The organism is Pseudomonas sp. Irchel 3H9 (genome assembly GCF_900187495.1).
In the GTDB taxonomy this organism is placed as follows: Bacteria; Pseudomonadota; Gammaproteobacteria; order Pseudomonadales; family Pseudomonadaceae; genus Aquipseudomonas; species Aquipseudomonas sivasensis.
Genome location: NZ_FYDK01000013.1, coordinates 1 through 20,000 on the forward strand (window position 1 = coordinate 1; position 20,000 = coordinate 20,000).

The following is a 20,000-nucleotide window of genomic DNA, read 5'->3' on the forward strand; positions in this document are numbered from 1 at the left end:
GATGATGTTCGAGACTTTCAGGTACGAGTTCGTGGCCAGTGGCGGGCCGATGCAGATGCTTTCGTCCGCCAGTTTCACGTGCATCAATTCGGTATCGGCCGTCGAGTAAACAGCGACGGTCTTGATGCCCTCTTCCTTACAGGCGCGCAGGATCCGCAGCGCGATCTCGCCGCGGTTGGCGATCAGGACTTTTTGCAGTTTCTTCGCAGGTTTCAACATCGAAGGCGCTCCGCGGTTCAAACGATGGTGAACAGCGGCTGGTCGTACTCAACCGGCTGACCGTTTTCTACCAGGATGGATTCGATGACGCCGGCTTTTTCAGCGGTGATGTGGTTCATCATTTTCATCGCTTCAACGATGCAGATGGTGTCGCCCACTTTCACAGTCTTGCCGACTTCAACGAAGGCTGGCGAGGTCGGTGCCGGGGTACGGTAGAACGTACCGACCATTGGCGATTTGACCACGAAGCCGTTCAGTGCAGGAGCGGCCGGGGCAGCAGGTGCGGCGGCAGCGGCTGGCGCGGCAGCAGGTGCAGCGGCCGGAGCCGGTGCTTGCATCTGTGGCGCGTAGAACTGTTGGGCCGGGGTCTTGCTGTGGCGGCTGATCCGGACGGACTCTTCGCCTTCCTTGATTTCCAGCTCGTCGATACCGGATTCTTCCAGCAGTTCGATCAGTTTCTTAACTTTACGGATATCCATGAATCATCAACTCCCAAGGGGCGGTCAGGGGCGCTTGGCCGGTTGTTCAAGTTGTTCCAGGGCGGCCTCCAGGGCCAGTCGGTAACCGCTGGCGCCAAGGCCGCAGATCACTCCTACCGCTACGTCGGAGAAGTACGAGTGATGGCGGAAAGCTTCGCGTTTATGCACGTTCGATAAATGCACTTCGATGAATGGGATGCTCACCGCCAGCAGCGCGTCACGTAATGCAACACTTGTGTGCGTAAAAGCGGCGGGATTGATCAGGATGAAGTCCACACCTTCGCCGCGCGCGGCGTGAATGCGATCAATCAATTCGTACTCGGCATTGCTTTGCAGGTAGAGCAGATGGTGGCCAGCTTCACGAGCCCGTCGCTCCAGATCAAGGTTGATCTGATCCAGGGTCACAGCCCCGTAGACGCCCGGTTCGCGGGTGCCGAGCAGGTTCAGGTTGGGTCCGTGAAGAACCAGTAGGGTCGCCATCGGCTGTTCCTTGTTATTGATGGGAGTACGGCAGAACCCGGCGACTATGCCGCAAAGCCTTTGTGACTGTCCAGTTCTATGCAGTAGGCAGCACGATTAGCGAGGATTGCGCAAAATTTGTGACTGGTGGTCGAGATCTGGTCATTGGTAATACGCCCTTGAATCCCGTGAAGATCAAATGTGGGAGGGGGCTTGCTCCCGATAGCGGTGGATCAGTTACAGGTGCTGAGACTGACACACCGCAATCGGGAGCAAGCCCCCTCCCACATGTTGATCTTCATTTGATTTTGGATCTTCATGGGGCAGGTCAGACGCGGAACGCCTGCACCGCCGTATTGAGCTGCCCACCCAGTACCAACAGGTGCTCGCCCTGGCTTCGGCCTTGGCCGATGCGCAGCAAATTATCCTCACCCAACTGATGAATCCGCTCACTGTTATCGCGAATCTCGCTCACCGCACCACTCTGCTGCGCCGTCACATCGGCAATCCGCACAGCGGTGTCGGAAATGGTCTGGATTGCCCCGACGATTTCATCCAGTGCGCCGTCAGCCGCTTGAGCTTGCTGGGCGGTGGCTTCGGCGTGTTCGACCTGGGCGCGCATGCCCTCCACTGACTGGTGAGCGGCGTTTTGCAGGCCGGTGATCAAACCCTGGATTTCGGCGGTGGCGCCGGCGGTGCGCTGGGCGAGGGTACGTACTTCGTCCGCGACCACAGCAAATCCACGTCCGGCCTCCCCGGCGCGGGCGGCTTCGATGGCGGCGTTGAGTGCCAGCAAGTTGGTCTGGTCGGCAATCGAGCGAATAACGGTGAGCACACCGCCGATGGTGGCGGACTCTTCAGCAAGTTTCTCGATCATCTGCGCGTTTTGCTGCACTTCGCCGACCAGCGCATGCAAACCGGTCAGGCTCAGGCCGATCACCCGCTGGCCTTGTTCCACCGCCTGGCCCGCACTGCGGCTGGCGCTGGCGGCTTGGCTGGCATCGCCGGCGACCTGTTGGATGGTTGCTTCGAGTTCGCCCAGGGAGTCGCGGATTTGCGCCGTGTCGCCCGCCTGGCGTTCAGCGCCGTCATGCAGGCCGCTGCTCAGTTCGGCGAGGGCGCGGCTGCTGCCGGCCACTTCTTCGGCATTGCCGCGAATGGTGCCCACCAAGTCCACCAAGTAAGCGCGCAAACGGTTCAGAGAGGCTTCAATGTCGCGCAGTTCGCGGTTGGTCTTGCCCAGTGCGATCGGCTGGCTGAAGTTGCCTTCGGCCCAGGTGGATAGGGCGGGTGCGAGATTGGTCAGCACCCGTGCCAAGCGGCGTTGCAGGGTGTCGATCAACAGCGCGATCAGCAGGATCAGGCCGATCATCACCCCTTGCATCAGGCGTACTTCGCCTTGGATGAGCCCATGTTGTGCGCGTACGACAGGTTCAAGCCCAGCGATGGCCTGTTGCACGGCGTTGATCTTCTGGTGGGTGCTGGCGGCCAGGTCGGCGCGTTGCTGGATCTGTTCGCGGGTGCGCTTGAGTTCGGCGGGGTAGCGGGTCAGCAGGCTGTTGAGCTCGCGCTTGAGGTCGACGCCGGTGTCCTGGGCTTCGGTTTTTTCAGTGTTTTCCAGGCCCATCAAGGCGGAAAAATCATCGGTGTTGGACTCGCTGCTGGCTTTGACGCCAAGCAATGGCAGTTGCCCCAGTACGTCGGCTTGGGCGCGAATATTGGCGACTTCGCGCTCAACATCATCGGCCAACTCTGCGCGCCCGCTGCTCACCAGCTTGTCGCGGGCCAGGGACAACCTGCCCAGGTGCTGGGACGCGGTCAGCAGTGGCGGCAAGTAGCGTGCGGCTTCAGGGGAATTGACGCTGATGGCGTACTGGCTCAACTGGTCCAGATTGGCGCCCAATTCGCGCTCTGCTTGCAGCAGCAACGCTTGTGGGTCGCCGGCCAGCTTGCCGGCGGCCAGCAAGTCGGTCTTGCTGAATGCATCCAGGGCCACCAGGCTGGGGCGCAGGTTCTGCGCCAGATCAGCGGGCAAATCATCCAGATGTTGCAGCAGGTTTTCCAGGCTTTGGCTGGCGCTGCTCAGGCGCAGGGCGTCGCCGCTCGCAAGGTACTCGTCGATATTGCGCGCAGCTTGGTTTTGGAACGTCTGGGACAACCCCAGGTAGCGCTCCATCAGCAAATACGGCCGTTCAAGCGCCCGCTGCGACCACCACAGCGTCGCCCCAAGTGCCAGGCACACGGCCACCAGAAGAAGGGTATTGAGATTGGTCAGCAGCTTCAGGCGCATGCGTGGTTTCAACCGACAGCAAAAGGTAAGTGCCTGAAGTTATTGCGTTTTCATTACAGCGTTATGACGGAATCAGTGGATTCCGGTGAAAAGGTGGCACTTTGCTTTGATGCGCGCGCGGCTTGCACACGGTTGCGTCCGGCATGCTTGGCGCGATACAGCGCCTCGTCGGCCTGGGCGGCCATCATCAGGCTGTCGGAGCCGTCGCACAACTCAACCAGCCCGGCGCTGAAAGTGCACCACAAGTCCTGGGGTTGTGCCGGATAGTGGATTTCGGCAAAGCGCCCGCGGATTTCATCCAGCACCTTGCAGGCCGACTCCAGGTCGGTGTCGGGCATCACGATGGCGAATTCTTCACCGCCGTAGCGCCCGATGTAGTCGGTCTTGCGCAAACGCTGCTTGAGAAACAGCGCCAGGCTCTTGATTACGCGGTCGCCCATCGGGTGGCCGTGACTGTCATTCACGCGCTTGAAGTGGTCGATGTCGAGCATGGCAAAGCTCAGCGGCTTGTTCTCGCGGCGCGCGCGGAAGCTGCAGTCTTCGAGCAATTGCAGGATATGGGTGTGGTTGTACAGCCCGGTCAGGCTGTCGCGCACCATTCGCGCCTTGAGGTGGCGGGCGCGGGCGGCGCGGTTGCGCACGGTGGTGATCAGGTGGCGCGGTTTGATCGGCTTGGTGAGGAAGTCGTCACCGCCTTCGCTCATCGCATCCAATTGCTTGTCGAGGTCGTCTTCGGCCGACAAGTAAATGATCGGCACGCTCACATAGCGGTCGTTATGGCGGATCACCTTGGCCAGTTCGGTGCCGGTGCAGGCGGGCATGTACATGTCGAGGATGATCAGGTCGGGCTGGAAGTCCGCCAGTTCGGCCATGGCCTGGATCGGCTCAATCAAGGTGCGGGTGACGATCCCGGCGCTGTTGAGTAAGCGCTCGGTGTGCAGCGCCTGGGCGCGCGAGTCGTCGATGATCAGCACTTTATAGGGCTCGTACTGGGCGACGCAGGTCAGCACTTCGATTTTTTCCAGCAGGCTGGAGGCTTCCAGTGTGCCGGTCAAAAACTCCTGGCCACCGGCGCGCACGGCGGCCAGGCGGGTCGGGGTATCGGTTTCGTGCAGGCTGAAAAATAACAGCGGCAGCTTTTGCTCCAGGCCTTCCTGGGCTTCGGCAGCGAGCTTGAGGCCCAGGCCTGGGCCGCAGAAATCCACGTCCATCACGATTGCCGACGGCAGGCGCTCGGCCATGGACGCGCGAAACGCTGCCACGCTGTCCAGAGATTGGGCGCTCATACCAAAAAATTCCAGCTGCTTGGCCAGGCGCTCAGCGCGGTCGTGATCGGCCAGCATCACGTAGATCGGCTTGCGCATCGGCGGCAGGAAGGTTTGTTCCAGCTGGTCGCCCTGGCGCAGGCCGGTGCGGGACAGGCGCTGCATCAAACGGTTGAGTTCGGTGATCAGTTGGCTGCTCAGGCGGCCACGATTTTCATCCACAGCTTTGAGTGATTCACCGATGTTGCGTGCCAACTGGCCGTGTTCGGGCTGCTCAAAACGCTCAGCGAAGCGCAGCAGGCGCAGGTTGGCCTCACTGAGTTCTGAGAGGTCGGCGCCTGACCATTCGCTGCGTTGCAGGCGCTGCCAGATCTCAAGAATTTGACGTGCCTGATGAATTACCCGCTGGGCAAAATGCTGCTTGAGACGCTCACGGCTGGGGTCTTCTGGCTCGGTCATATCCTGACTACTAGTAAGGGTGCATGCTGAGGTCGAACTGATGGCTCTATGCTAGCACCTCTTGTCAGCGGGATGAGTGTCATATGTCAATTAACTGCATGTCGGCGATATTCAGTTAATGACCTGACAGTCGCACAGCGTAAAACGCGTGCATCCTTTATAGTCGAATGCTTCCCGCGCGCCAGTTTGGTGAAAAGCCCCGCATGGGCGGGCACGATGGGGTAGGGTTGTGGTCGGAGTGTTTGAACGCACGCCGTCAATTCAAGTGCATGAACTCAAGTGATTGAAAGGATATCGCCATGCTGGACTGGAAAAACCGCGCAGGCAGTGCCAAAGGCCCCGCCCCTGAGCCAAAGTCGGCCAACCGCAGCTATTTTCGTACCCTGCTGATGAGTCGGGCGCTGCTTAGCGTGCTTGGCCTGTACCTGTTGGTCACAGGTGCCCTGGGTTGGTACTGGAGCGAAGAGCCGGCGCTGTTCCCGGTCCAGCAGAACGCGCAAATTGCTGCCGAGAAAGAAGGCAAGCAGATGGTGGTGGGCTATACCACCGTCGAAACCCTCAAGACCGTGGTCGGCACCTTGCTGAACAAGCCAGGTGGCTATATTTCCAACGACCGTTTCCCGCCGGGCCTGTGGATGGACAACATGCCGAGCTGGGAATACGGCGTGCTGGTGCAAGTGCGCGACCTGACCCGTGCCTTGCGTAAAGATTTCGCCCGTTCCCAGTCGCAGTCGGCTGAAGACGCCGACTTGGCGAAGGCCGAGCCGCGCTTCAACTTCGACAACAAGAGCTGGGTGCTGCCATCGAGCGAGTCGGAGTATCAGGAAGGCATCAACTCCCTGAACCGCTATGAAGCGCGCCTGTCCGACCCCAACCAACGCGGCGCACTGTTCTATTCGCGTGCCGACAACCTGAACAACTGGCTGGGTGATGTTGCTACCCGTCTGGGTTCGTTGTCCCAACGCCTGTCGGCCAGCGTGGGCCGGGTCAAATTGAACACCGCACTGAAAACCGAAGCCCTGGCACCGGGTGAAGTGCCGCAGGTCGACGAAGAAGTGGTGGAAACCCCATGGATGCAGATCGACAACGTGTTCTACGAAGCCCGTGGCCAGGCATGGGCACTGTCCCATCTGCTGCGCGCTATCGAAGTTGACTTCGCCGACGTACTGGCCAAGAAAAACGCCACGGTCAGCGTGCGCCAGATCATCCGTGAGCTGGAAGCCTCCCAAGAACCTGTCTGGAGCCCGATGATCCTCAACGGCAGCGGCTTCGGCGTACTGGCGAACCACTCGCTGGTGATGGCCAACTACATCTCGCGGGCCAACGCTGCGGTGATTGATCTGCGTCAGCTGCTTAACCAGGGTTGATGATGGACGCTTCTCAACAGGAGGCCGCGCACCGTGCGGCTTCCGATGCTGAACTGATTTGCTGGGTCGACGAGCAGGACAACCTGCTCGGCACCCTCGTCAGGTCCGACCTTCGCCAGCGCGGCCTGATTGGCCGCTGCACGTTTATCTTCCTGTTCAACTCTGCCGGCGAGCTGTGTGTGCACCGGCGTACCCTGAGCAAAGCCATGTACCCAGGATTTTGGGATACGGCGGCCGGCGGCATGGTGGCGGCCGGGGAAGAGTACGCCGACTCTGCAGCGCGTGAGCTGGAGGAAGAACTGGGTGTGGGCGGGGTGGAATTGGTCGAGCATGATCATTTCTACTTTGAGGACGGTAACAACCGGCTCTGGTGCAGATCCTATTCCGCCGTGTGGGATGGCCCCCTGCGGTTGCAGCCCGAAGAAGTCATGGAAGCGCGCTTTTTGCCCATCGAAATTGTCCTGCAGGAGGCCGAACAAAAGCCCTACTGCCCGGACGCACAAGAGGGCTTGCGCCGCTATCTGGCCTCGCGTCGCTAAAGTTGCATAAATTGGCGCCATTTGGCCCTTAGCAAGTCGGCCTTTTGCCGTTACACTGCGCGACTTTTCACCCGAGCCACCTTGGCGGTTCGGTAGCGCTGCCCCTGCCTGAGTGGGGCTTCGCGGTCGGTCGTGCTTGAGCGCGCCGATCAGTCTTCATCCTCCCAAGAGGATTGCCGGTGGCCAAAAAAGCCGCATCCTTCGCCGCCCTTGGTGGCCTGGTATTTTCCACCGATGCAGGTCGACACTGCCCGGACTGTCGTCAGCCCGTGGATTCGTGTACCTGCAAACAGACCCTGATCCCTGAAGGCGACGGTATTGCCCGCGTGAGACGCGAGAGCAAGGGCCGTGGCGGCAAGACGGTGACGACTATCACCGGCGTGCCCCTGGCTGAAGATGCGCTCAAGGAACTGGCTACCACGCTGAAAAAGCGTTGTGGCACCGGTGGCGCGTTGAAAGACGGCGTCATCGAGATCCAGGGCGATCACGTCGAACTGCTGTTGGCCGAGCTGATCAAGCTCGGTTACAAGGCCAAGAAGTCCGGCGGCTGACAGCCTCTTCCCAACCTGTGTCTAAACTCTGTCCTGCGAGTGGGGTCTACCTTCCTTACAGGCAAATCGTCATTTTCATTCTTTAGACTGCGCCAGCCTCCCTGAGAGGTGGCGCCTTCGCCTTCATTTATAGGGGACTTCGATGTCCGTACGACGCACACGCAAAGACGATGGCAGCCAATGGACAGTTGCGGACAGCCGCAGTGTTTACGGGATCCGCCATTGGGGGGCCGGGTATTTCGCGATCAATGACGCCGGTCGCGTTGAAGTCCGTCCGAACGGCCCGAACAGCACGCCTGTCGATCTCTTCGAGCAAGTCGACCAGTTGCGCAAAAGCGGCCTGTCGTTACCGTTGCTGGTGCGCTTCCCTGACATCCTGCAAGACCGTGTACGCCAGTTGACCGGCGCCTTCGACGCCAACATCGAGCGCCTGGAATACCAGAGCAAGTACACCGCGCTGTACCCGATCAAAGTGAACCAGCAGGAAGCGGTGATCGAGAACATCATCGCCACTCAGGACGTGTCTATCGGCCTTGAAGCCGGCTCCAAGCCTGAGCTGCTGGCCGTACTGGCCCTGGCGCCGAAGGGCGGCACCATCGTCTGCAACGGTTACAAAGACCGTGAGTTCATCCGCCTTGCGCTGATGGGCCAGAAGCTCGGTCACAACGTGTTTATCGTGATAGAGAAAGAATCCGAAGTCGGCCTGGTGATCGAAGAGGCTGCCAACCTCAAGGTCAAGCCTCAGGTTGGCCTGCGTGTGCGCTTGTCGTCCCTGGCGTCGAGCAAATGGGCAGACACCGGTGGCGAGAAGTCCAAGTTCGGTTTGTCGGCGGCGCAGCTGTTGTCCGTGGTTGAGCGCTTCCGCGCGGCCGGGCTGGACCAGGGCATTCGCTTGCTGCACTTCCACATGGGCTCGCAGATCGCCAACCTGGCCGATTACCAGCACGGGTTCAAGGAAGCCATTCGTTACTACGGCGAACTGCGCAACCTCGGCCTGCCGGTGGACCACATCGACGTGGGCGGCGGCCTGGGCGTCGACTACGACGGTACCCACTCGCGTAACGCCAGCTCGATCAACTACGACATGGACGACTACGCCGGCGTGGTCGTGGGCATGCTCAAGGAGTTCTGCGACGCGCAGAGCCTGCCGCACCCGAATATCTTCTCCGAAAGCGGTCGTTCCCTGACTGCTCACCACGCCATGCTGGTGGTGCAGGTGACTGACGTCGAGAAACACAACGACGAAATCCCGGTCATCGAAAACAAGGAAAGCTTGCCGGAAACCGTGCAATGGCTGGTGGACCTGCTGGGTCCGACCGATATCGAGATGGTCACCGAAACCTACTGGCGCGCCACTCACTACATGAGCGACGTGGCCACCCAGTACGCCGACGGTAAACTGACCCTGGCCGAAAAAGCCCTGGCCGAACAGTGCTACTTCGCGGTGTGCCGCCGTCTGCACAACTCGCTCAAAGCCCGCCAGCGTTCGCACCGCCAAGTGCTGGACGAACTCAACGACAAGCTGGCCGACAAGTACATCTGCAACTTCTCGGTATTCCAGAGCCTGCCGGACACATGGGCCATCGGCCAGGTACTGCCGATCCTGCCGCTGCACCGTCTCGACGAAGAGCCGCTGCGCCGCGCCGTGCTGCAAGACCTGACCTGCGACTCCGACGGCAAGATCAAGCAGTACGTCGACGAGCAGAGCATCGAAACCAGCCTGCCGGTACACGCCCTGAACGAAGGTGAAGACTACCTGTTGGGTATCTTCCTGGTCGGCGCCTATCAGGAAATCCTGGGCGACATGCACAACCTGTTCGGTGATACCGATTCGGTGAACATCTACCAGCGTGAAGACGGTTCGGTGTACAGCGCCGGGATCGAGACACACGACACCATCGAAGACATGCTGCGCTACGTGCACTTGTCGCCGGAGGAGTTGATGACTCACTACCGTGACAAGTGTGCGAGCGCGAAGATCAGCGCGTCGGAGCGTACTCAGTTCTTGGACGCGTTGCGTTTGGGCCTGACGCGCTCTTCGTACCTTTCCTCGTAAGTACAGGCGACACAGATCCAGTGTGGGAAGGGGCTTGCCCCCTCCCATAGCTGGGCCTCGTTTGGCAGTACCTTCTTCGTGGGGGTCAATGATGTCGAGCAAATACCTGCAAGCGTTTACCCTGGCCTTCGCCGCCTTCCTGGCAGCCTGCTCCCCAATAAAAGTGCTCAACGCACTCACCCCCAGCAGTACCTTCACCAAGACTTCAGCCATTGCCTACGGCGATGATCCCCGCCAGAAACTCGATATATACCGAGCCGTTCCTGCCGTGCCCAACGCTCCCGTGGTGGTGTTCTTTTACGGCGGCAGCTGGAACAGCGGATCCAAGGACGATTACAGGTTCGTCGGCGAAGCCCTGGCTTCAAGGGGCATCGTGGTGGTGATCGCCGATTACCGGCTGTACCCGCAAGTGCGTTACCCCGCCTTTCTTCAGGACGGCGCCAAAGCGGTGGCCTGGACATATAACCACGCCGCTGAATATGGCGCCGATCCCCAGCAGCTTTATGTGATGGGCCACAGCTCCGGCGCCTACAACGCCTCGATGCTGGCGCTGGATGGGCGTTGGCTAAAAGAAGTGGGCTTGGCGCCGTCGATCTTCAAGGGATGGATTGGCCTGGCCGGGCCTTATGACTTCTTGCCGATTGAAAACCAGGACGTGCGCCCGGTGTTCTTCTTCCCCGATTCACCGCCGGAGTCGCAGCCGATCAACCACGTCAGCCGTGACGCGCCGCCGACGCTGCTGATGGCCTCGACCGACGACAACTTGGTCAACCCGACGCGCAATACCGCAGGGCTGGCGAAAAAATTGCGCGAGGCGGGTGTGCCGGTTGAGGCGTTCTACTTCACCAGGACCAACCACGCGACGTTAGTGGCGTCTTTCGCCAAGCCGTTGCGCTGGCTGGCGCCAGTGTTGAACCAAGTGACAGCGTTTATCCAAGCCACTGATCCCGCTGGTTCAAGCGCCAGGCTATCGCCCACAAAGTGAGGCTGCGCAGGGCCATGAACAGCAGAAAGGTTATCCACAACCCATGATTGCCCTGGCCCTGCAACGCCCAGGCAAACGGCAGTGTCAGCAATACCGTTAGTAGCATCCCATTGCGCATTTCCCGCGCGCGGGTGGCGCCGATAAACAGGCCGTCCAGCAGGTAACTCCACACCGCAATCAGTGGCAGCAGCGCCAGGTAAGGCAGGTAGGTGTCAGCGGTGTCGCGCACGCTGGGGATATCGGTCTGCATGGCGATAAACAGGTGCCCGGCAAAGCTGAACAGCAGCGCAAACCCGACGCTGGCGATCAGCGACCAGCCACCGGCGACCACCAATGAGCGGTGCAGCGACTGGCGGTCGCGGGCGCCGATGGCGTGGCCACAGAGGGCTTCGACCGCGTGGGCCAGACCGTCCAGCGCATGCGCCGTCAGCAGCAGGCCGTTAAGCAGCAAGGCATTGGCAGCAACGGTGGCATCCCCCAGCCGCGCGCCTTGCACCGTGATCATGAAAAACACCGATTGCAGCGCCAGGCTGCGGATAAAGATGTCGCGGTTGACCGCCAGCAACGGGCGCCAGCTTTGCCACACTTTCAGCGCGGCCCAAGCGATATGGCCTGGATAGGCGCGCAGGGCCTTTTGTGTGAGCGCCAGGCCGAGCAGGGCGCCGGTCCATTCGGCGATGACCGACGCTCTCGCCGACCCGACGACCCCCCAATCCAAACCGAGTACGAACCACAGGTTGAGAGCGATATTCACCAGATTAGTGGTCAGCAGAATTGCCAGCGGCGCACGGGCGTTCTGTGTGCCGAGGAACCAGCCGACCAGCGCATAAGTGGCCAGGGCTGCGGGCAGGCCGAACAGGCGCGTGTGGAAGAAGTCGCGGGTGAGCTGATTCAGCTCGGGGGAGGGCTGCATCCATTCCAGGGCGAGGTGGCTTAGGGGAATGCCCACGGTGCCCAGCAGCATCGCCAGCCCCAGTGCCAGCAACAGACCTTGCAGCAGGATTTGCCGCAGTGCCGCCCCGTCATTGCGCCCTGCAGCCTGCGCGGCAAAACCGGTGGAGCCCATGCGCAGAAAACCCATGGCCCACGCGAGAAAGGTATACAGGCTGGCCCCGACGGCCACGGCGCCCAGTTGATGGGCATGGGGCAGGTGGCCGATGACCATGCTGTCGACCAGGGCTACCAGCGGCACCGAGATGTTCGACAGAATCATTGGCGCGGCAAGGGCCCAGACGCGTCGATGGGTAGGGCGGTGGCGCCAGTCGGTGAGTAAGGTGGACATGCAGGCTCCTTGGGGGAGCGGCATTGTAACCGTCCAGTAGCTACGCAGCAGAACCAATGTGGGAGGGGGCTTGCCCCCGATAGCAATAGATCAGCCAGCCTATCTGTAGCTGACCCACTGCTGTCGGGAGCAAGCCCCCTCCCACAGTTTGATCTCCAGTGTGTGTGGGAACTGGCTTGGCTTGAGCCGATCGAGAACCAAACCACCCTCCGTCGGTCAATGTGACCAGCGCCACATCGGCTTCGCCGGCACTGATATATAGTTCACCCCTCGGTTCCCTCTGACTACGAGTGCCCCATGCTTAACAAAGGATTGTTCCTGGCCTGCGCGCTGGCCCTGCTGAGCGCCTGCGATTCCTCCGATAAACCGGCTACGCCGCCCGCACCTACAGTGGCGGCAGCGCCGAAACCGGCCAAGGCGGCGGTGGATGTGCCAGCGCTCAAGCAGCGCTACGCCGGGCGTGAGTTGAGCGTGGTGGACGTGTCCGAGGTTCAGTTGGACGGGGCCAGCACCTTGTCGGTGAGTTTTTCCATTCCCTTGGACCCCGATCAGAAATTCGCCGACAAGCTCCATCTGGTGGACAGCAAGTCGGGCAAGGTCGATGGCGCCTGGGAGCTCTCGGATAACCTGATGGAGCTGCGCCTGCGCCACCTTGAGCCGCAACGCAAACTGGTGCTGACGGTCGACGCCGGTGTAAAGGCGGTCAACGACAACACGCTCGCCGCCGAGTACATCGCCCGCCTGGAAACCCGTGACCTTCAAGCCACTGTCGGCTTTGCCAGCCGTGGCACCTTGCTGCCGACGCGCCTCGCTGAGGGCCTGCCGGTGATCGCGCTGAACGTCGACAAAATCGACGTTGAATTCTTCCGCATCAAGCCTGAATCCCTACCGTCATTCCTGGCGCAGTGGGGGCGCAACACCAGCCTGCAAAGTTATGAATCCCGCGAACTGCTGCCGCTGGCGGATCTGGTCTACGGCGGCCGTTTTGACCTCAATCCGGCGCGCAACACCCGCGAAACCCTGTTGCTGCCGATCGCCGGCCTCAAGCAATTGCAACAACCGGGCGTGTACCTGGCGGTGATGCGCGCGTCGGGCACCTACAACTATTCGCAACCGGCGACGCTGTTTACCCTGAGTGATATCGGGCTGTCGGTGCACCGCTATGCCAATCGCCTGGATGTGTTTACCCAGGCGCTGGAAGGCGGCAAGGCGCTCGATGGCGTGGACCTGGAAGTGCTCGATGCCGATGGCCGCGTGTTGGGCCAGGGCAAGACCGAGAAGGGCGGCCACGCTGAGTTGCCGTTGCCGAAAAAGGCCCAGGTCTTGCTCGCCAAGCAGGGCGAACAGACCAGCCTGTTGCGCCTCGACAGCGCTGCGCTGGACCTTGCCGAGTTCGACATCGGCGGCCAACCCTCGCACCCGTTGCAGTTTTTTGTGTTCGGCCCACGCGACCTGTATCGCCCCGGCGAAACCGTGCTGCTCAACGCCCTGCTGCGCGACAAGGACGGCAACGCCGTCAAGCCGCAACCGGTGAGCGTCGAGGTACGTCGCCCGGATGAACAGGTCAGCCGCAAATTCGTGTGGGATGCTGACGCATCCGGCCTGTATCAATATCAACTGCAACTGGCCGGCGAAGCACCGACCGGGCGCTGGCAGTTGGTGTTCGACCTGGGTGACGGTAAACCGCAGCTGTATGAATTCCTCGTCGAAGACTTCCTGCCCGAGCGCCTGGCGTTGGAACTCAAGGGCAGCGACACGGCGCTGAGCCCGGCGGATAACCCGGTCATCCAGGTTAACGGTCGTTACCTGTACGGCGCGCCTGCGTCGGGTAATCGGGTCAGCGGGCAAGTGTATGTGCGGCCGCTGCGCGAAGCGGTCAAGTCGCTCCCTGGTTATCAGTTCGGCTCGGTCACCGAAGAAGAACTGAGCCAGGATTTCGAACTGGACGAAAGCGTCCTCGACGCCAAGGGCCAGGAAAAACTGACCCTCGAAAGCAAATGGGCCGAAGCTAAATCCCCCTTGCAACTGATCGTGCAGGCCAGCCTGCAAGAGTCGGGCGGTCGGCCGATCACCCGTCGCTTGGTGCAACCGATCTGGCCGGCCGAGCAACTGCCGGGCCTGCGCGGGCTGTTTGACGGCACCGAAACCAATGGTGATGGCCCGGCGGAATTCGAAGTGCTGCTGGCCAATCAGGACGGGCAGAAACTCGCTGCGCAAAACCTTAAGGTGCGCCTGGTGCGCGAGCGCCGCGACTATTACTGGAACTACTCCGACAATGACGGCTGGAGTTACCACTACAACGAGAAATTCCTCAACCTCGACGAACAGACCCTGAATATCAAGGCCGGCGACACCGCCAAGGTCAGCTTCCAAGTGGAGTGGGGGCCGTACCGCGTCGAAGTCGAAGACCCGCAGACCGGGCTGATCAGCAGCCTGCGTTTCTGGGCCGGTTATCAGGCCCAGGACAACACCGAAGGCGGCGCCGTACGGCCCGATCAGGTCAAGCTGGCGCTGGATAAACCGGCCTATGGCGACGGCGACACCGCCAACGTCACCGTGACGCCGCCCGCTGCCGGTAAAGGCTACCTGCTGGTGGAATCCGCCGAAGGACCGCTGTGGTGGCAGGAAATCGACGTACCGGCCGAGGGCAAAAGCTTCGCCGTGAAGCTCGACCCGAAATGGTCGCGCCACGACCTGTACGTGAGCGCCCTGGTGATTCGCCCCGGCGAGCGCAAAGCCAACATCACCCCCAAACGCGCAGTGGGCCTGCTGCATCTGCCGCTCGATCGCACCCAGCGCAAGCTTGGCGTGACCCTCAGCGCGCCGGAAAAAATGCGCCCCAAACAACCGCTGACGGTGAAGATCTCCGCCAAAAATGCCGACGGCAGCGTGCCGAAACAGGTGCATGTGCTGGTGGCAGCCGTGGACGTCGGCATCCTCAATATCACCGAGTATCCGACGCCCGATCCGTACTCCAGCCTCTTCGGCCGCAAGGCCTATGGCGTGGACCAATTCGACATCTACGGCCAGTTGATCGAAGCCGGGCAGGGCCGTTTGGCCAGCCTGGCCTTTGGTGGTGACGCCGCGCTGGCCAAGGGCGGCAAGCGCCCGGACACCAGCGTGACCATCGTCGCCCTGCAAAGCGCGCCGGTGACGTTGAACGACAAAGGCGAGGGTGAAGTCAGCGTCAATATCCCCGACTTCAACGGCGAGTTGCGCCTGATGGCCCAAGCCTGGAGCGATGACCGTTACGGCATGGCCGAAGCCAAGACCGTGATTGCCGCACCGCTGATTGCTGAACTGTCAGCGCCGCGCTTTCTGGCCGGCGGTGACCAGACCACCTTGGCCCTTGACCTGTCGAACCTGTCGGGCAAGGCGCAGAAACTCGATGTGCAATTGAGTGCCGAGGGGCAGTTGGAATTGGTCAACACTGCCGCGCAGACCGTTGAGCTCAAGCAAGGCCAGCGCACCACCCTGCGCATCCCGGTGAAAGCCTGGGGCGGGTTGGGCAAAGGCAAGGTGAAAGTGACAGTCAACGGGCTGGATCTGCCGGGTGAAAACCTGCCGCCGTTCAGCCGTGAGTGGACCTTGGGCGTGCGCCCGGCCTATCCCGCGTTGCTCAAGCATTACCGCGCAGTGCTTAAAAGCGAACCCTGGAGTTTGCCAGCCGGCACCCTGGATCAGTTCGACACCTCCGGGCGCGAGGCGCTCTTGAGCCTGTCGAGCCGGCCGCCGCTGAACCTCGGCGCACAGATCTCGGCGCTCAAGGCTTACCCCTATGGTTGCCTGGAGCAAACCGCCAGCGGCCTGTACCCGTCGCTGTACGCTGACGATGCCTTGCTCAAGCGACTGAGCATCAAGGGCGAGCCGGATGCCGAGCGCAAGCGCAAGATCGAGCTGGGCATTGAACGCCTGCTGGGCATGCAGCGCTACAACGGCAGTTTTGGTTTGTGGGGCGCTGACGGTGAAGAGGAATATTGGCTGACGGCCTACGTCACCGACTTCCTGCTGCGCGCCCGCGACCAGGGTTTTGCCGTGCCGCCTGAAGCCTTGAAAAAGGCCAGCGAGCGCCTGCTGCGGTATGTGCAGGAGCGCAACCTGATCGAAGTCGACTACAGCGACAACGCCGAACACACACGCTTTGCCGTGCAGGCCTACGCCGGCATGGTGCTGGCGCGCAGTCAGCAGGCGCCACTGGGGGCGCTGCGCAGCATTTTCGAACGGCGCAGCGATGCGCGTTCCGGGTTGCCGCTGGTGCAGTTGGCCATTGCCTTGCAGAAGATGGGCGACCAGCCACGCGCGGACCAGGCCTTGCAGGCTGGCTTGGCAGCCCAACGTAGCGCCAAGGAATGGCTGGCCGACTACGGCAGCCCGCTGCGGGACCAAGCGATGATCCTGGCGTTGCTGGAAGAAAATGACTTGGCCAAGGGCAAGCGTGAGGAGCGTCTGTTCACGTTGTCGGATCAACTGGCTGCCAGCCCGTACCTGTCGACCCAGGAGCGCAATTCACTGTTTCTGGCGGGGCGGCTTGGGTTTGCCAAGCCTGAAGCGAACTGGCAAGTGTCCCTCACCGGCAGCGGCGGTGTGCACGAGTTGAACAACCAGCAGTCGACGTTGGCGCTGGAAGGCAACCTGCTGTCCAGCGACCTGAGCCTGAGCAATCAGGGCGAAACACCGGTGTACCAGCAACTGACGATCTCGGGTTACCCGCAAGTGCCCCCGGCACCGGGTGGCGACAACCTGAGCATCCGCCGCGAATACCTGGGCATGAACGGCCAGCCGCTGAACCTGCGCAACCTCAATAGCGGCGACCTGGTGCTGGTGCACTTGGCGGTCAGCGCCAAGCAGCGTGTACCGGATGCCTTGGTGGTCGACCTGCTGCCCGCGGGCCTGGAGCTGGAAAACCAGAACTTGGCCCAGAGTGCCGCCAGCCTGGAAAACGCCAGCAGCCAAGTGAAGGAATGGCGCGAGTCGATGCAGAATGCGGCGCTTAAGCATCAGGAGTTCCGCAATGATCGCTACGTGGCGGCGATCAACCTGGACGGCGATGGCACCACGCACCTGCTGTACCTGGCGCGTGCGGTGACTCCGGGCACCTATCGCGTGCCGCCTCCGCAAGTGGAGTCCATGTATCGACCGAACTGGCAGGCGGTGGGAGAGACCCCGGTGGACTTGGTCATTAAGGGTCGTTGAAGAAGCAATGTGGGAGGGGGCTTGCTCCCGAGAGCGGTGGGTCAGTTGCCAGATGCATTGACTGAAACACTGCTATCGGGAGCAAGCCCCCTCCCACAGGCGATTGCTGACCGTCCTGGCTTAGTGCACGACCCAACTAAGCAGCCAAAGGCCCAGCAGCAGCCAGATAATCCCCATGATGATCGACGCCCGCATAAACGCGCGTACTGCCGAGTACAGCAGCATCAGGCCGACGATCAGCGTGATGATGCTGATAATCGACGTATCCATGCCCAAGGTTCGGGACAGGCCTTCGACAAAGTTGCCCCCGGCATGAGTCAGGGCCCCGAATAATCCGCTGAGGCCGTCGACGATAAAACGGATGATGGAACCGAGCGCCTGGCCCAACCATTCGAAAAAGCTTTCTACCTGCATGTGCATGTCCTGATAAGAGGTGGGCGTGTCTGTGCCTTTGGTTGTTAATGCAACAGGCTAGTTCCCTACCAGCATAGAGGTTTGCCCGTTTGAATTTGCGTTTAGTTGCCCGCTGGACCCTGGCGACCCTTCTGTTGGTGATTGCCCTGCTGTGGCTGGCCGACCGCATCTGGCCGCTGCCCCTGCCCAAGGACGACTTGGCGCGGGTGGTGCTGGCCGAGGATGGCACACCCTTGTGGCGGTTTGCCGATGCCAATGGGGTGTGGCGCTACCCCGTGCAAACCGGTGAAGTCTCGCCGTATTACCTGGATGCCTTGCTCACCTACGAAGACCGCTGGTTCTACCAACACCCTGGCGTAAACCCGTTGGCGTTGGTGCGCGCGACGTGGCAGAACCTGACCGGCGCGCGGGTAGTGTCGGGCGGCAGCACCTTGTCGATGCAGGTCGCCCGTTTGCTCGACCCGCATTCGCGCACCTTCCATGGCAAGTTGCGTCAGCTGTGGCGCACGGCGCAGTTGGAGTGGCACCTGTCCAAGGAAGAGATCCTCAACCTCTACCTGAACCGCGCGCCGTTTGGCGGCACGTTGCAGGGCGTGGCGGCGGCCAGTTGGGCGTACCTGGGCAAATCCCCTGCGCAACTGACCCATGCCGAAGCGGCCTTGCTCGCGGTACTGCCACAAGCGCCGAGCCGCCTGCGTCCAGATCGGCATCCGCAGCGCGCCCAGGAGGCTCGGGACAAGGTCTTGCGCCGCCTCGCCGAGTTCCAGGTATGGCCGCAATCGGCGGTCGACGAAGCCCTTGAAGAACCGCTGCTACTTGCCCCGCGTCTGGAACCGAGCCTGGCGCCCTTGCTCGCTCGCCGCCTGAACCGCCCCGACAGCCCGCCGCTGATCCGCACGACCGTTGACGCCACCCTGCAACGCCGCCTCGAAGATCTGTTGCTGGGCTGGCGCGCGCGGCTGCCGGAGCACACTTCGGCGGCGATCATGGTGGTGGAAGAGGAAACCATGGCGGTGCGGGCGTACCTGGGCTCGGTGGATATCAACGACGCCAAGCGCTTTGGCCATGTGGACATGATCAGCGCGCTGCGCTCGCCGGGCTCGACCTTGAAACCCTTTCTGTATGGCATGGCCCTGGATGATGGGTTGATTCACTCCGAATCGCTGTTGCAGGACGTGCCCCGGCGGTATGGCGATTATCGGCCGGGCAACTTCTCCATGGGGTTTACCGGCGCGGTGCCGGCGAGTACTGCGTTGTCCAGCTCCCTTAACCTGCCGGCGGTGCAGTTGCTGGAAGCCTACGGGCCCAAGCGGTTTGCTGCCGAGATGCGCATCGGCGGTGTGCCCTTGGCATTGCCCGCGCTGGCCGAGCCGAACCTGGCGCTGATCCTGGGCGGCGCGGGCAGCCGTCTGGAAGATCTGGTGGGCGGTTACAGCGCCTTCGCCCGGGACGGCAAGAGCGCCTCTATCCGACTGCAGCCGGACGACGCGCTGAGAGAGCGGCCAATGCTGTCGCCGGGCTCTGCCTGGATTGTGCGGCGCATCCTCAGTGGGCAAGCGCGGCCGGATCGCGACCCGCGTGCCGAGTTGGTGCAGCGCCCGGTGCTCGCCTGGAAAACCGGCACCAGCTACGGCTTTCGCGATGCCTGGGCGATTGGCGTGGGGCCGCGTTACCTGATTGGCGTGTGGATCGGCCGACCGGACGGCACGCCCGTGCCGGGCCAGTTCGGCTTGGCGTCAGCGGCGCCACTGATGTTGCAGGTGCACGACGTGTTGACCAACCGCGACAGCCAGCGCGGCATCAGCGCGCCAGTCAAACCGGTGCCGGCCAACGTCGGCGTTGCGGCGATCTGTTGGCCGCTGGGCCAGCCCATGAGCCGCAGCGATCCCAATTGCCGCCGCCAACGCTTCGCCTGGACCCTGGACAACACCACGCCGCCGACCTTGCAGGCGTTGGATCAACCGCTGAGTGTGGGGTTGATGGAAAGCGTCTGGGTCAATGCCAAGGGCTTGCGGGTCGATGCTCATTGCCCCGGCGCAGTCGCCAAGCCTATCGCCCTGTGGCCAGCACCGCTGGAACCTTGGCTGCCAAGGGCCGAACGCCGTGAAGCACGCATCCCAGCCGCCGACGCGGATTGCCCGCCGCCAGCGCTGGCCGCGTCTTCACCGTTGTCCATCGTTGGCGTGCGTGAAGGCGACCAATTGCGCCTGCCCGCCGCCAGCCAACAAGCCCTGCGTCTTAAAATCTCCGCCTTGGGCGGCAGTGGTCGACGGTGGTGGTTCCTTAATGGCGCGCCGTTGGGCGACAGCGCCAATCAGGACTTTATCAATGCCAGTTTCGAGCGACTGGGCCGCTATCAATTAAGCGTGCTCGATGAGGCGGGGCAGACGGCCAGGATTGAGTTCAGCGTGGTGGATTAACTTGCCTTCTCTGAATTTCCGC

At 61.8% G+C, this 20,000-nt stretch carries 14 protein-coding genes; 7 read left to right on the plus strand and 7 right to left on the minus strand.

All coding sequences use genetic code 11. The annotated features are described in order from the left end of the window. The 5 genes from CKW32_RS27435 to CKW32_RS27455 all read right to left on the minus strand — a co-directional run. On the minus strand, positions 1 to 219 hold a 219-nt coding region (locus CKW32_RS27435), incomplete at its 3' end, for a biotin carboxylase N-terminal domain-containing protein (RefSeq protein ID WP_274603016.1). A 17-nt stretch (positions 220 to 236) separates the two neighbouring features. Further along, positions 237 to 698 carry an acetyl-CoA carboxylase biotin carboxyl carrier protein gene (gene accB, locus CKW32_RS27440; RefSeq protein WP_027607997.1) on the minus strand — a complete coding sequence of 154 codons (462 nt, stop codon included), beginning with the start codon at positions 696 to 698 and terminating at the stop codon, positions 237 to 239. Positions 699 to 722: 24 nt separating this feature from the next. After that, positions 723 to 1,178, minus strand: coding sequence for a type II 3-dehydroquinate dehydratase (aroQ, locus tag CKW32_RS27445; RefSeq protein WP_010213488.1), 456 nt, complete (start codon positions 1,176 to 1,178; stop codon positions 723 to 725). A 307-nt stretch (positions 1,179 to 1,485) separates the two neighbouring features. Continuing rightward, positions 1,486 to 3,447 carry a methyl-accepting chemotaxis protein gene (locus CKW32_RS27450; RefSeq protein ID WP_095186485.1) on the minus strand — a complete coding sequence of 654 codons (1,962 nt, stop codon included), beginning with the start codon at positions 3,445 to 3,447 and terminating at the stop codon, positions 1,486 to 1,488. A gap of 53 nt (positions 3,448 to 3,500) precedes the next feature. Next, complete coding sequence (locus tag CKW32_RS27455; protein ID WP_032887154.1) at positions 3,501 to 5,171, minus strand: PleD family two-component system response regulator; 1,671 nt, start codon at positions 5,169 to 5,171, stop codon at positions 3,501 to 3,503. A 299-nt stretch (positions 5,172 to 5,470) separates the two neighbouring features. Between CKW32_RS27455 and CKW32_RS27460 the strand changes: the two genes are divergently transcribed. The 5 genes from CKW32_RS27460 to CKW32_RS27480 all read left to right on the plus strand — a co-directional run bounded on the left by CKW32_RS27460 (position 5,471) and on the right by CKW32_RS27480 (position 10,669). Next, positions 5,471 to 6,538: a DUF2333 family protein gene (locus CKW32_RS27460; protein ID WP_032887153.1), complete on the plus strand. Its 1,068-nt coding sequence runs from the start codon at positions 5,471 to 5,473 to the stop codon at positions 6,536 to 6,538. A gap of 2 nt (positions 6,539 to 6,540) precedes the next feature. Next, a complete protein-coding gene (locus tag CKW32_RS27465) occupies positions 6,541 to 7,077 on the plus strand; it encodes an NUDIX hydrolase (RefSeq protein ID WP_032887152.1) in 537 nt (178 codons plus the stop codon). Positions 7,078 to 7,256: 179 nt separating this feature from the next. Beyond that, on the plus strand, positions 7,257 to 7,628 hold the full coding sequence (locus tag CKW32_RS27470; protein WP_005784408.1) for a translation initiation factor Sui1: 372 nt from the start codon (positions 7,257 to 7,259) through the stop codon (positions 7,626 to 7,628). Between the two features lie 142 nt (positions 7,629 to 7,770). Continuing rightward, positions 7,771 to 9,684, plus strand: coding sequence for an arginine decarboxylase (speA, locus tag CKW32_RS27475; RefSeq protein WP_032887150.1), 1,914 nt, complete (start codon positions 7,771 to 7,773; stop codon positions 9,682 to 9,684). A 91-nt stretch (positions 9,685 to 9,775) separates the two neighbouring features. Then, positions 9,776 to 10,669: an alpha/beta hydrolase gene (locus CKW32_RS27480; protein ID WP_095186486.1), complete on the plus strand. Its 894-nt coding sequence runs from the start codon at positions 9,776 to 9,778 to the stop codon at positions 10,667 to 10,669. On the opposite strand, the gene CKW32_RS27485 is transcribed toward CKW32_RS27480, so the two are convergent. Beyond that, a complete protein-coding gene (locus CKW32_RS27485; protein ID WP_095186487.1) occupies positions 10,614 to 11,951 on the minus strand; it encodes an MATE family efflux transporter in 1,338 nt (445 codons plus the stop codon). The two genes, CKW32_RS27480 and CKW32_RS27485, sit on opposite strands and share 56 nt — an antisense overlap. Before the next feature lie 297 nt (positions 11,952 to 12,248). Between CKW32_RS27485 and CKW32_RS27490 the strand changes: the two genes are divergently transcribed. Next, positions 12,249 to 17,144, plus strand: coding sequence for an alpha-2-macroglobulin (locus tag CKW32_RS27490; RefSeq protein WP_095186488.1), 4,896 nt, complete (start codon positions 12,249 to 12,251; stop codon positions 17,142 to 17,144). Positions 17,145 to 17,264: 120 nt separating this feature from the next. Here CKW32_RS27490 and CKW32_RS27495 read toward each other — a convergent pair whose 3' ends face one another. Further along, positions 17,265 to 17,558, minus strand: a complete 294-nt coding sequence (locus tag CKW32_RS27495) for a hypothetical protein (RefSeq protein ID WP_032887145.1) — start codon at positions 17,556 to 17,558, stop codon at positions 17,265 to 17,267. An 89-nt stretch (positions 17,559 to 17,647) separates the two neighbouring features. Between CKW32_RS27495 and pbpC the strand changes: the two genes are divergently transcribed. Beyond that, on the plus strand, positions 17,648 to 19,978 hold the full coding sequence (gene pbpC / locus CKW32_RS27500) for a peptidoglycan glycosyltransferase PbpC (RefSeq protein ID WP_095186489.1): 2,331 nt from the start codon (positions 17,648 to 17,650) through the stop codon (positions 19,976 to 19,978). The last annotated feature ends 22 nt before the right edge of the window (positions 19,979 to 20,000 follow it).

Bases quoted from the DNA above. Each gene is read 5' to 3' on its own strand.
- CKW32_RS27460 (WP_032887153.1), top strand. From the start codon at position 5,471: ATGCTGGACTGGAAAAACCGCGCAGGCAGTGCCAAAGGCCCCGCCCCT.
- CKW32_RS27450 (WP_095186485.1), bottom strand. From the start codon at position 3,447: ATGCGCCTGAAGCTGCTGACCAATCTCAATACCCTTCTTCTGGTGGCC.
- CKW32_RS27485 (WP_095186487.1), bottom strand. From the start codon at position 11,951: ATGTCCACCTTACTCACCGACTGGCGCCACCGCCCTACCCATCGACGC.
- CKW32_RS27480 (WP_095186486.1), top strand. From the start codon at position 9,776: ATGTCGAGCAAATACCTGCAAGCGTTTACCCTGGCCTTCGCCGCCTTC.
- aroQ (WP_010213488.1), bottom strand. From the start codon at position 1,178: ATGGCGACCCTACTGGTTCTTCACGGACCCAACCTGAACCTGCTCGGC.
- CKW32_RS27495 (WP_032887145.1), bottom strand. From the start codon at position 17,558: ATGCAGGTAGAAAGCTTTTTCGAATGGTTGGGCCAGGCGCTCGGTTCC.
- accB (WP_027607997.1), bottom strand. From the start codon at position 698: ATGGATATCCGTAAAGTTAAGAAACTGATCGAACTGCTGGAAGAATCC.
- speA (WP_032887150.1), top strand. From the start codon at position 7,771: ATGTCCGTACGACGCACACGCAAAGACGATGGCAGCCAATGGACAGTT.
- CKW32_RS27455 (WP_032887154.1), bottom strand. From the start codon at position 5,171: ATGACCGAGCCAGAAGACCCCAGCCGTGAGCGTCTCAAGCAGCATTTT.
- CKW32_RS27490 (WP_095186488.1), top strand. From the start codon at position 12,249: ATGCTTAACAAAGGATTGTTCCTGGCCTGCGCGCTGGCCCTGCTGAGC.
- CKW32_RS27465 (WP_032887152.1), top strand. From the start codon at position 6,541: ATGGACGCTTCTCAACAGGAGGCCGCGCACCGTGCGGCTTCCGATGCT.